General features: G+C 44.7%; 10 protein-coding genes. 4 read left to right on the forward strand and 6 right to left on the reverse strand.

The features are described from left to right. The first annotated feature begins 137 nt into the window (after nucleotides 1-137). Entirely contained in the window at nucleotides 138-293 is a 156-nt protein-coding gene (locus IP485_RS04450; protein WP_194363453.1) for a DUF1328 domain-containing protein, read from the forward strand. A 78-nt stretch (nucleotides 294-371) separates the two neighbouring features. Here the strand turns inward: IP485_RS04450 and IP485_RS04455 are convergent, their stop codons facing one another. The 4 genes from IP485_RS04455 to IP485_RS04470 all read right to left on the reverse strand — a co-directional run bounded on the left by IP485_RS04455 (nucleotide 372) and on the right by IP485_RS04470 (nucleotide 4,119). After that, nucleotides 372-665, reverse strand: coding sequence for a 4a-hydroxytetrahydrobiopterin dehydratase (locus IP485_RS04455; protein ID WP_194363454.1), 294 nt, complete (start codon nucleotides 663-665; stop codon nucleotides 372-374). Nucleotides 666-818: 153 nt separating this feature from the next. Further along, nucleotides 819-1,112 (reverse strand): GNAT family N-acetyltransferase, encoded by a 294-nt coding sequence (locus IP485_RS04460; protein ID WP_198326206.1) that lies wholly within the window; start codon nucleotides 1,110-1,112, stop codon nucleotides 819-821. 163 nt (nucleotides 1,113-1,275) lie between these two features. After that, nucleotides 1,276-2,703: a fatty acid desaturase family protein gene (locus tag IP485_RS04465; protein WP_227686413.1), complete on the reverse strand. Its 1,428-nt coding sequence runs from the start codon at nucleotides 2,701-2,703 to the stop codon at nucleotides 1,276-1,278. 159 nt (nucleotides 2,704-2,862) lie between these two features. Then, nucleotides 2,863-4,119, reverse strand: a complete 1,257-nt coding sequence (locus IP485_RS04470) for a flavin reductase family protein (RefSeq protein WP_198326207.1) — start codon at nucleotides 4,117-4,119, stop codon at nucleotides 2,863-2,865. 447 nt (nucleotides 4,120-4,566) lie between these two features. Between IP485_RS04470 and ettA the strand changes: the two genes are divergently transcribed. Then, complete coding sequence (gene ettA, locus IP485_RS04475) at nucleotides 4,567-6,228, forward strand: energy-dependent translational throttle protein EttA (RefSeq protein ID WP_194363457.1); 1,662 nt, start codon at nucleotides 4,567-4,569, stop codon at nucleotides 6,226-6,228. Nucleotides 6,229-6,376: 148 nt separating this feature from the next. On the opposite strand, the gene plsB is transcribed toward ettA, so the two are convergent. Next, nucleotides 6,377-9,148 (reverse strand): glycerol-3-phosphate 1-O-acyltransferase PlsB, encoded by a 2,772-nt coding sequence (plsB, locus tag IP485_RS04480; protein ID WP_198326208.1) that lies wholly within the window; start codon nucleotides 9,146-9,148, stop codon nucleotides 6,377-6,379. A gap of 246 nt (nucleotides 9,149-9,394) precedes the next feature. Here plsB and ybaK point away from each other — a divergent pair, with 246 nt between their 5' ends. Beyond that, nucleotides 9,395-9,883, forward strand: coding sequence for a Cys-tRNA(Pro) deacylase (gene ybaK, locus IP485_RS04485; protein WP_198326209.1), 489 nt, complete (start codon nucleotides 9,395-9,397; stop codon nucleotides 9,881-9,883). A gap of 83 nt (nucleotides 9,884-9,966) precedes the next feature. Next, nucleotides 9,967-10,335, forward strand: a complete 369-nt coding sequence (locus IP485_RS04490) for a 5-carboxymethyl-2-hydroxymuconate Delta-isomerase (protein WP_194363460.1) — start codon at nucleotides 9,967-9,969, stop codon at nucleotides 10,333-10,335. Nucleotides 10,336-10,477: 142 nt separating this feature from the next. Here the strand turns inward: IP485_RS04490 and IP485_RS04495 are convergent, their stop codons facing one another. Next, on the reverse strand, nucleotides 10,478-12,298 hold the full coding sequence (locus tag IP485_RS04495) for an acyl-CoA dehydrogenase C-terminal domain-containing protein (RefSeq protein ID WP_194363461.1): 1,821 nt from the start codon (nucleotides 12,296-12,298) through the stop codon (nucleotides 10,478-10,480). Nucleotides 12,299-12,601 lie beyond the last annotated feature (303 nt).

Genomic DNA, 12,601 nt, shown 5'->3' on the forward strand with positions numbered 1-12,601 from the left:
GTGCACGTTTTTTAGAAAAAAATATTGCTACTCTATGTTTGTACACAGATATGACCAGTATTAAAAAAACAAAAAGTTAAATGGATACTATATAAGTTCACTACCTGGTTTTTTAACAATTATTTGAGGAGAATACTATGTTTCGATGGGCTATTATTTTTGCAGTGGTTGCGCTGTTGGCAAGTTTCCTAGGTTTTGGCGGCGTAGCTGGCTTATCTGCTAATTTAGCATATATCTTTTTAGCAGTTGCAGTCATCTTATTCATTGTCGCGTTTGTCAGCCGCAAAATGTAATTTGAAAGGCGCTGTTAAAGACAATATATTTCAAGCAAAAAAAGTCCTCAATCGAGGACTTTTTTTTGTGCTTAGATTTTATAGGCGTTTTGGCTGAACGATATGCTCCATGCGCTTTGCTAAGCGAATATCCAAACTAGAGATACCGCCTGTATCCTGATTGGTTAAGCGTACCTCTACTATGTTATACGTATTACGCCATTCAGGATGATGTTCGATTGCTTCAGCATGGAATGCTGCTTGATTCATAAAGCTCATGGCTTCAATGAAATCGCTAAAGTGATAGGTTTTGACAATACTATTGCCATCACGCTGCCAGCCCGGCAGATCTTCCAGCTGCATATTGATTTGTTTGTCAGATAAACTACTCATATTAATAACCTTTATTGTTATGTCGATTGGTTTATTAAAAGTGCTACTAGGGTAGTGCTACGTGTCTCTCCTAATCTAAGATAGATATATTATATCTCTAATGTGCTCAATGTTGGGCTTTCTCGATGCTATTAAATAATGAGCCGCGACAGTTTAAACCAAATCCTGGTATTCAGGGTGTTTGCTGATATACGAGGCAACAAATGAGCACTGCGGCACGACCTTTTTATTTTGCTCACGTGCATAGTTCAAAGCATGCTTCACTAATGCCGAACCAACACCGCGTCCGCCCAATTGCTCGTGGACGATAGTGTGGTCATATACCAGCTTATCCTCATTATTCTGATAGCTGATATAACCTGTCTGACCGTCGATGGTTGTCTCAAAACGTTTTGCTGACTCATTGTGAGTAATATCTAGGTTTGATTTAGAATCTTGATTGCTCATTGATAAACTCCACTTATTATTATCGAATTTTTATTAGTAATTGAATATTTTAATAGTGCTAGTTTAGTATGTAGCATCAATGCCAAACAATCTAGACCCTTACCGTAATAACGGATAGGGCAATCGTTAATCTCATCCATACCTCAAATACTGATTTTTTGTCCTAACCCCATGCATAGGATATGGCTTTTTGAACCACTGGTGGCAAAAACCGACTGAGGCCGCCTTCAGCTTGGATTTCTGTCTGGGCATTGTGGCGGACAGTATTATCAGCATTCGAGATAGATTGTTCATACTCTTGCAGCTGTTGGACGCTAGGTTTGCTAAAGTGGTGAATACGACCAATGACTTGTCGAAGCTGCGTGCCAAAGCTGCCTGTGTTGTACGTCAGACCATATTTAAGACATAGGGCTCGCACTTGGGGCGCAATCTTTGCATAGTGGCGGGCGGGCATGTCAGGGAAGATATGGTGCTCAATCTGATGGGATAAGTTGCCTGTCAAGATATGAAACCATTTGCTGCCTTTGATGTTGCTCGAGCCCAGTATCTGGCGTACGTACCAGTCGCCTTTGGTTTCATCAGCATCGAGGTGAGTGTAGATATGTGCCTGCTCTGTGAAATGACCACAGAAAATCACTGCCCACGTCCATAGATTACGGACAGTATTTGCCGTCATGTTTCCGCTCAATGTGCTGAGTGCGCTGCGACGACCTAGGGTTATTGCGGCTATCGCTGGCAATGCAACATAGTCTTTGCCTACTTGACGTCCAATCTTGGCGAATAAGGCGCGAGATTTCTGCTGCATGATGTCATGCAAATCAGGTGAGTCCGCATACTCATCGGCGCTGATCTGAATATCATGAAAGGCAACGGCCCACTCAAAGCCAAGTGCCAATCCTGCGGTACTGAGCAGGTTATAACGGTCTTCTGGTACCCAAGGCTGCTCATCAGTGACCCGAATCAAATGGTAACCCACATCATGATCTCGGCCTACGATATTGGTAAAGGTGTGGTGTAAATAATTATGTGAGTGTTGCCATAACGGGGCAGGGCAAATGATGTCCCAATCAAACTTTTGACTGTTGAGATGAGGGTGCTGCATCCAGTCATATTGACCATGCATGACATTATGCCCCAGCTCCATATTGTTGAGTATTTTGCTAAAACTAAGTAATGAAGTACCAAGAAGCCAAGTAGCGGCCAGACTGCGTTTCAATGGCATGCGCCCGGCTGCTGCGAGCAGGCCACGAGCGATAATTTCACTATAGACCACTGTGGCATAAACCCGCTGAATGTATTTGGTATCGTCGTTACCTAATGAGTCCATCACATTTGCATATATCTCGTTTAGCTCTACGGCTAACGCATCGCTCTGTGCTTTGGTCAAGGGTGCACTTGTCAGCGTTGGATACCGAACTGAAGAGAAAGCCTGATCGGACTTTGTGCTGTCATTGGCGGCATTATTATCATGAGCGTAAGGTGCTTTTGGCGCGAGCGGCACACGTGCTTGACTTGCCAGTTGATTGCCTGACAACGGAGTAAAAATCGGTACAGCAGATTTCGGCGTCATAATAGGGGGTAATAAGCGCATAAATAAATCCTTAACCGACATGGCACGAATAAGCAGTACTGAGTTCGGTTTAATGAGTCGGCTGAGTGTTCACACAGACAGCGTTGATACAAAATTTGGCACGTAATACGAAATAGCAAAGGGTTGTTAAACTGGCTAGCGATTAATCAATCGTATATTTTAAATATCTAATACCACGTCAGTCATTGCAACGTTGATACAAGTCTGAATCGGCTCATAACCATCGCCACTTAGCCGACCGGTTTGAATGTTTTTGACCACACCACTCACTTTATTGCAGCGGCATAATTGACACACGCCTTGCCTGCAACCATAGGCTAAGCGTATATTTTCACGCTCAGCTGCCACCAGCAATGTCGTGTCACTGCTAAACTGCCGTTGTCGCGCTCGCAGATAAATAGTGTGTTCTTGTATATCGACTGCTTTATCGCCAGTTTGGTGACGGTCAAAACTAATATCAGCCAACGCACTGCCGAAGTTTTCTATCGTAATGCTGTCGCGTAGAGACTGGCCCTGCGGTAGTGTGATGTCCGTCGCTGCTTGGTATAAACCAGCCAATAATGCCTGTGAGCCGCACGCAAATATCTGCGTATCTGCCCATGGTAGGTTTAATGATAATAAGCTGTCTGTCGTTAAATGTCGACTACCTGACAAGTAGCTGTTTTGGTCTTTCGTATTAATCAGATGATACCTAAATGAGTTTGGATATAATGCAATCAGTTGCTGCCACTGCTGAGTGAATGCAGCCAATGCACTGCGGTTGTAGTGCAGCAGTACGACCTGATGCTGATCCTCTAATGCTTGAGTAATGAGCCCTAGCATGGGGGTGATACCGCTGCCACCTGCGATGAACAGCAACGTGTTTTTCTGAAAATTTTCTTTGTCTGAGTGCTCTCTATCCGAAGCTTCTCTCTGCGCGGTCATCAATGACTGTGCCAACGTAAAATGACCACGTGGGATGCTCGTGTTAATGGTCGCGCCAATCGGTAGATGCTTGGTCGAGTAATGGGAGACCATACCTTGCGGCTTAATCGCAAGCGTCACCGTATGGCGCTTGGATTTGATAGGATTATTATCGACATCGACATCGACATCGATATCGACAGTGGCATCGTGCCACCATAGGGGCTGATTGGCCAAACCAACCAGCGAATAACTGCGCTGATGATAAATGCCATCAATCAAAACACGCAAATCAATATACTGACCGCCTTGCCAGCCTGATTTTGCACCATTCGTTTGCTGTCTAAAAGCACGGTTGGTTTCAAATCGAAGCGCTATCAGGTCGTCACTCAGATCATACCGCTCAACGAGGCGCAGCTTTGGTGTGGTTAGTGACCGAAACGGGTGCAGGCGCGACCCGATAAAATCGACAAACGCACGTTGAACAATTTCAGGGCGATAGCCGGTGGCCATATAATTGATACCTTTATGAATGCTATTAAAGGGTGTACGTCACAAATTTTCAGTCAGAGTATCGATGGTCTTATTGATGGTTTTATCGACTGTATCTCAACTCAATCTGCTCACGTCTATTAAGTTACCCTAACATGCTAACGGCTATTGATTAAATTTGCGAAAGTTTTGATGCTATTTTTTGTGGGCTTTATAAAACAGTATTGAATCAAAATGTTAACCATGTCATTGGCAGCATACATTTTTAGTGGCTTTTAGCGTTAAAGTATCGCTGACGGTGACAAAACTAGCAAAACAGGTGTTAAAACAACCTGTCAGCTTGCAGGGTATGCGCCACAATGCGATAATGACCTATAATTTGTAACCCTGATTTTGAGGTACGGCACGCTTGGCATCATCGCCGAGTTGCATTTGCTGTTCTCTTCTATGCAGTCTATCGGAGTGTTAATGGCTCAATATATTTACACGATGAACAACGTGTCAAAACTTGTTCCCCCTAAGCGTGAAATTTTAAAAAATATCAATCTGTCGTTTTTCCCTGGTGCCAAAATTGGTGTCCTAGGTATCAACGGTTCAGGTAAATCAACGTTGCTACGTATCATGGCAGGCGTCGACACTGAGTTCAGTGGTGAAGCACGCGCGCAAGCTGGTACCAAAGTCGGCTATTTGCCACAGGAACCACAGCTTGATGACAGTAAAGACGTTCGTGGTAATGTCGAAGACGGTATGCGTGAAGCATTAGATGCGCTCGCACGTCTAGATGCTATCTATGCAGAATACGCAGAGCCTGATGCTGATTTTGATAAATTGGCTGAAGAGCAAGGTAAGATGGAAGACATCATCCAAGCTTGGGATGCGCATAACTTAAACAACCAGTTAGAAAAAGCAGCCGATGCGCTACGTCTGCCACCATGGGATGCGGACGTTAGCAAACTCTCTGGTGGTGAAAAACGCCGTGTGGCACTGTGCCGTTTGCTATTGTCTCGCCCTGACATGCTATTACTTGACGAACCGACCAACCATTTGGACGCAGAATCCGTCGCATGGCTAGAGCAGTTCTTGCAGAACTACAGCGGTACTATCGTTGCCATTACCCATGATAGATATTTCTTGGACAACGTTGCTCAGTGGATTCTAGAGCTTGACCGTGGCCATGGCTATCCGTATGAAGGCAACTATACTGAGTGGCTCGAGCAAAAAAACACGCGTCTAGAGCAGCAGAACAAGCAAGAAGAGTCATTTGCTAAAGCGCTGAAAAAAGAGCTTGAGTGGATTCGTAAAAACCAAAAAGGCCAACAAGCCAAGTCTAAGTCTCGTGTACAGCGTTTTGAAGAGTTGAACTCAACTGAGTTCCAGCAGCGTAATGAGACGGCTGAAATTTATATTCCACCTGGTCCACGTTTGGGTAACAAGGTTATTGAGATTAACGATATCTCTAAATCATTTGGCGATCGTTTGCTTTATGAAAACCTCAGCTTTAACGTGCCAGCTGGTGCGATCGTCGGTATCATTGGTCCAAATGGTGCGGGTAAAACCACGCTATTTAACATGATTACTGAACGCGATACGCCAGATACTGGAACTGTTGATTTGGGTGAAAGTGTTAAAGTTGCTTATGTTGGTCAGGTACGTGATCACTTAGATGATAGCAAAACCGTTTGGGAAGAAGTGTCTGACGGTCTTGACATCATCACGGTTGGTGATTACACCACGCCGAGCCGTGCGTATATCGGCCGCTTTAATTTCAAAGGCTCAGATCAGCAAAAACGTGTCGGTCAGCTATCAGGTGGTGAGCGTAACCGTCTGCAACTGGCAAAAACCCTAAAGCAGGGTGCAAACGTATTGCTACTCGATGAACCATCAAACGATTTGGACATCGAAACCTTACGTGCACTAGAGGATGCGATTCAAGTATTCCCAGGTACCGTCATGGTCGTATCGCATGATCGCTGGTTCCTTGATCGTATCGCCACTCATATCTTGGCATTCGAAGAAGAAGGCCCTGTTTGGTACGATGGTAACTACTCTGAGTTTGAAACCTATCGCAAAAAGACCATGGGTGATGACGCCAGTCCTAAACGTGCCAAGTATAAGAAAATTACCAACTAATACGGCTTTTTAGACTATTCAAACGCAATAAAAAAAGACCTCTAATCATTAGAGGTCTTTTTTTATTTGTCTGACTTGGCGAGACGTTAGCGTTAGTTAGAGGTTATCGGTTAAGCGGCAATTAATTAAAGGCCTACCACTTAATAGATTAGCGCTTAAGACCAAATTTACGCTGCTTTTTATTGCTAATCTCAGTAATCGCGTGAGTGATTTCCTCTTCATCTAAGCTCGCAACTTGCTGCAAGATTTGCATCATATCAGGCGTTAGGACGTACTTGGCATGATGCGCAATGTCGTTGATACGATGATCAAAGGTCAGTACACCAGCCTCGTCTTTTTGTAGATAATCAAGACGGGTCAAAGCGCCGATGAAACTGGTGAACAAGGCGCGATCAAAGAAATCAGGAATATCATCTGCATAGAGCACAGACAAACGCTGTCCAAGCAAATGGCACAGATCAACGACTTCGTTTTCGGTCAAATTACCTGAGCCTTGCTGCGCGAGTAGGGCAAGCGTCATAAAGTAACGCTCAAGACTCTGTCCAACGGGTGTTGCTAGGGCTTGTAGCTGCTGATAAGACTTGCTGTTCGATTCAGGAACGCTGAGCACGCCATCACCCAATTCAACGATCAGTCCATGAGAGAGTAGGCTATCGACTTTCTTATTGAGGGTTTCAGCTAGACCATGCGCTGGATAATACAAAAACAGCTCGCTTTGCAAGAACGGATATAACTGCTCGGCGATACTATCTAGACGACTGCGTTTGATACGGCCGTTACGTGCCACGAGCGCTGATAAGAAAGACAGCAGAATAAAGACATGCAAAATATTATTACGGAAGTAGCTCAGCAGTGCCGCTTGCTTGCCTGCGACTTGAATAATATCACCTAAAATATGCGGGGTGCGCTCGATAAGCTTGAGCTTGATACCATAATCAATGATTTGCTGCGGCGTCATATCGGTGATGACAGTATCATCTGAATAAGCAAGCTGCTGCGCTAGACCTTGGTACAATGCGATTTGCTCGCGGCAGCTATTTTCATCCAGTGCTGCTTTCGGTGCTGATAGTAGGACCAATGATAGCAGCGATACAGGAGTCACAACCGCAGCTTTATTGATATGCTGCATGATTTTTACGCCGATGTTATCAACCATGGCGCTGGTTTTTTCATCGAGCGGCGAGTCCGTGCGGTCTGAGGGCAAACTACTGGCAGGCACATCAAACTTTTTCATAAATTCGGTGAGGTGCAGTGGTGTCCCGAAACTTAAATGCACATTGCCAAAGATACGCTCAATCTTACGACCCACTTTGAGCAGTCCGATCAGAGACTCTGACTCTTTTGGCTTGCCTTTGAGCTCACCAATATAAGTGCCACCTTCCATGATACGCTCGTAACCAATATAAGTTGGAATGAACACCACAGGCTTATTGGTTTGGCGCAATTGGCTGTGTACCGTCATCGCCAGCATACCCATTTTAGGTGGCAGCAAGCGACCCGAACGTGAGCGACCACCTTCGATAAAGTATTCAATCGGCGTGTTACGTGTGATAAGGGTGTGCATATACTCACGCAATACCGCGGTATACAGCGCGTTACCACGGAAACTGCGACGTATATAAAAGGCGACGGCACCGCGCAATAGTGGCCCTAATACAGGCACATCTAAGTTATCACCTGCTGCCACATAAGGGATGCTCAGGCCGCGCTTGTAGATGACATAAGACAGTAGTAGATAATCAACATGGCTACGATGGCAAGGCACATAAATCAGCTCATAATCGGTTGCAAGATCACGTACGCGCTCAAAGTGATGTACTTCGACGCCATCATATAACTGCGTCCACAACCAAGTCAAAAACTTATAAAACCCGCGGATGATAGAGTGCGAATAGTCATTGACCATCTCATTGGCATAGCCTCTGGCCTGACTGCGAGCCTCTCGAACGCTGGTACCGGTCTCGGCGGCTTCCATCTCTATCGCATGCTTGATGGCAGGCGAGTACACCAATTTGTCTACCAAGTTGCGTCTGTCTGATAGATCAGGGCCGAGCATGCTGGCACGCTGCTTATCCAAATAAGTCGATAGCTGCTGCTGTAGAGACCGAACCAGTTCACGGTTGCTATCCGCTGCTGCGACTAATGCATAGCTGGGTAACTTATCAGCTTGCACTGATGAATCAGGATGCGTACTGGTTGATGCTGTCTTTTGCGTGTCAGACGCAACCGAATCAAAAATAGCAGGCCCTTCTACGTCACCGCTCAGATGACTATTAATAAGCGTGCGCAAATCCTGCGGTGGATGAAACTGTACAAAAGTATCGCGGCCCATCACCCCGATATTAAATAGCTGTTTTGTGATACTAGGATCTTGCCAGTTGTCTGCCGTCAGTAGTTTGAACAGCGAGTCCTCTTTTTCAGGTGCGCGACCCCAAAGAATAGATACCGGTACCAGATGTACCTTTAGTTCAGGGTTTTGCAGTACCGCAGAGACCAAACGAGACAGGCGAGGTGATAGCTGGCTGTCTTTGGCGTGTGGATGATTCAAAAATATAATGGCCGCATTTTCTTTGATATCGTGCGCGGCATCATATACCCCAACCAAGGCGGGTGGTAATTTATGCTCTTGGGTCTGTAAGTCAATCAAGATACTGTTGGAGCGAGAATAATCTTGCAACACATAAAATCTGATTGTCTGATCGTCATTATCGAACTCAGGCAGCTCACCTAATAGCTTGGGCTTGACGGCGACGTCGAGTAGCTGACCCGACAGCTTACGGTAGAGCTGATTGATCGGTGCATTAGCATAAGGCTTGATGGCAGCTGAATCAGTCGCCGTTTCAGCCGTGCTATCAGTTGCCACGGGCGCTTTAAAAATCCGTTTTTTTAGGAACTTATTCTTTAAGAAACTGGGTATCATAATGGATATCAAAATTAGTCAAATATGTTGCGCTTATGATGCCATAAAAGCTATCAAAGCGATATATAGTGTCTGTACATACTGCCAATATTAATACGTCCTAGTTACGCTGCAGTGAGTGGTCAATCTTACACATGCTCAGGTGTTTGAAAGTTAACGCGTTTGGCGCAATAATACATTTGCATAATTGCTGATTATTCAGTTTAATATCTATTTTTTATGTCTATTTGATGAAGACAAAACCTTATGACGCCAGCTATCGACCTTGCCAAAAAATCTGGGCTTGATTATCAAGTACACGAATACACTCATGACAGCCATGCAGCCTCGTTTGGCTTAGAAGCCGCCGCAAAGCTTGGCGTGGCTGTGACACAAGTGTTTAAAACGCTCGTTGTAGCGACGGACACAGGCGCGCTTGCGGTGGCGATATTGCCAGTGGATAAAACGCTTAATTTTAAAAAAATGGCCAAAGCCTTATCTGCTCATAAATTGCTGGCCTGCAAAAAAGTACAGATGGCAGATCCCAAACAAGTAGAGCGTAGTACAGGCTATGTGCTGGGCGGCGTCAGTCCATTGGGTCAAAAAAAGCGTCTAAAAACAGTGATAGATATGACTGCTCAAGAGCAGCCAAATATCTATGTGAGTGGTGGTCGCCGCGGCCTAGAGATTGAGCTGCCACCGATGCAACTGGCCAATACACTGGCTGCTGTCTTTACAGATATTACGGACGAATAACCTCTTACGGCAGTGAGAGTAAACGTAAACTGCCATACCCGATTATCTATTACTTTTTATTTATACTTAATAAGGACATACCGATGCCGCATTTAACCATTCAAGTGACGCCTAACGTCAGTATTGCTCATGAGGAATCATTGCTCAAATCACTCAATAAAGTGCTATGGGACAGTGGTCAGTTCAAACAACAAACTGATATCAAAGCGCGTATCCTACCTATCCAGACATTTTTGGTGGGTGTGGAAGATGATGAGCAGGCCAATGGATTTATTTATGCCCATCTAAAGATGATGACGGGACGCGATATCGCCGTTCGCAATCAGTTGGCAGAGCTACTGACGACAGCCATAGAAGATATACTAGGTGCCGAGCAGTCAGGCCGAGTCGCATTGCAAATATGTGTCGAAGTCGAAGAGATTAGTGCGGTCTATCATAAGAAAATGCTCTAATAAACGGCCTTAATAAAAAATACACCTCACTCTAATGATCTGCACAGCCCAAAAGTAGCTTGACTGGTTTTGGTCAGACAATAAAAAAGCGCCTAAATGATAGGCGCTTTTTTATTGATTAGGGCTACAATTTTAGTCAGTTTTAGTCTAAGAAAGCGAAGTTCTCAATTTCCATAGAGGTCATGCTGTCGCTTGGTGCGACCATAGCTTCGGCATGGCCTGAAGTGCGTGGCAATAACTTATCAAAGTAGAATTCAGCTGTTTGAATTTTGGCCTTGTAGAACTCTGGTGATTCAGTGCCACCATTTTTGAGTTTTTCGTACGACACTGCTGCCATACGTGCCCAGTGATAACCCATCATCACATAGCCTGAGTACATCAAGAAGTCATCTGATGCAGCTGAGATAATTTCACGATCTTTGCGTGCCATTAGCATCAAGCGTACGGTCAAGGTGTTCCATTCAGCACACAGCTTAGTCAGTGCCCAAACAAATTTACGCATGTCTTTATCAAGCGCATACTCGCCACACCATTTCATGATGCTAGAGGTGTAATCACGGATGATTTTACCTTTAGATTGCAAGATAACCTTACGACCTAGCAAATCAAGCGCCTGTACGCCAGTGGTACCTTCGTACATCGTTGCGATACGCGCATCACGAGCGATCAGCTCCATGCCCCATTCTTTGATATAGCCGTGGCCACCATAGATCTGCTGGCCATGTTTGGCCGCTTCGATACCTAGCTCAGTCAAGAAGCCTTTTAGGATTGGCGTATAGAAGCCTAATTTATCATCCCATTTTTCAAACTCTTCATCATCGCCGTTGATGATGCCCTGTGCCATTTTATCGGCGTAGCGCGCTGAGTGATAAATCATCGAGCGACCGCCTTCAGCAAAGGCTTTTTGCGTCAATAGCATACGGCGTACATCAGCATGATGGATGATGGCATCTGCTACTTTTTCAGGATCTTTAGTACCAGATAACGTACGCATAGAACGACGTTCTTTTGCATACGGTAAGGCGTTTTGGAAAGACAACTCAGTATGCGCCAGACCTTGGATACCAGTACCGATACGAGCAGTGTTCATAAAGGTGAACATGGCTTTTAGGCCTTTGTGCGGTTCACCAATCAGGTAGCCAGTCGCACCATCAAAGTTCAATACACACGTTGAAGACGCGCTGATACCCATTTTGTGTTCAATCGAACCACAGACTACCGCATTACGCTCGCCAGATTCGCCTTCCGCGTTTGGCGTGAATTTCGGTACGATAAATAGCGAGATACCGCGCGTGCCTTCTGGTGCGTTCGGTAGACGTGCTAAGACAATATGAACGATGTTGTCTGTTAAGTCATGCTCGCCGCTTGAGATAAAGATTTTGGTACCACTGATTTTGTAGCTGCCGTCATCTTGTGGAATGGCTTTTGATTTAACTTGACCCAAATCCGTACCACATTGTGGTTCAGTCAGACACATAGTGCCAGCCCACGAGCCTTCGATTAGTTTTGGCAAATACAGCGCTTTTTGCTCATCACTTCCGTATTGGAGTAGGGTGTTGATACAGCCTGTTGATAGGCCAGGGTACATCGCCCAAGGCCAGTTAGCCGTACCTATCATTTCAGCTTTGATTAAGTTGATTGACGTTGGCAGGTTCATACCGCCGTACTCTTCAGGGTATGAGATACCTTGCCAGCCGCCTTCTACAAACTGGGCATACGCTTCTTTAAAGCCTTTTGGTGTGGTGACTACGCCATCTTCGAAATGACAGCCTTCTTCATCACCTGATTGATAGATAGGGGCAAGGACGTTTTCAGCAAAGTCAGCCATGCCCTGCAAAATCATATCGATTGTTTCAGGGTCAGCGTTTTCGCCGTTATCTAGACTTTTATAGTGGGTTTGAAAATCAAATACATCATTAATCAAAAATTTGATATCACGTAGAGGTGCTTTGTAAGTTAACATAATCGCTCTCTTTGGTTGGTTCGCTATAATAGGCTTATGGCGCAGTATATGAGTCACAGCTTAGGTAAACGATGTTCACTTATTTTGGATGTAGTAGATAATAAAGATTATTATGTGGCTGGCTAAAACACGGCGCTTCTGGCTATTAGCATTAAGTGCCATGAGGGTTAAGGTGATTTTAGTCATCCCAGCTATTATGGTGTTGATATGATTATAAATCTTATAGAGTGACAAATATACAATTAATAACTATTATTCATGTATAACAATATTATACATTACATTTAGTTTTAATTTAATACT

Source organism: Psychrobacter sp. NG27 (assembly GCF_016106655.1).
Classification (GTDB): domain Bacteria; phylum Pseudomonadota; class Gammaproteobacteria; order Pseudomonadales; family Moraxellaceae; genus Psychrobacter.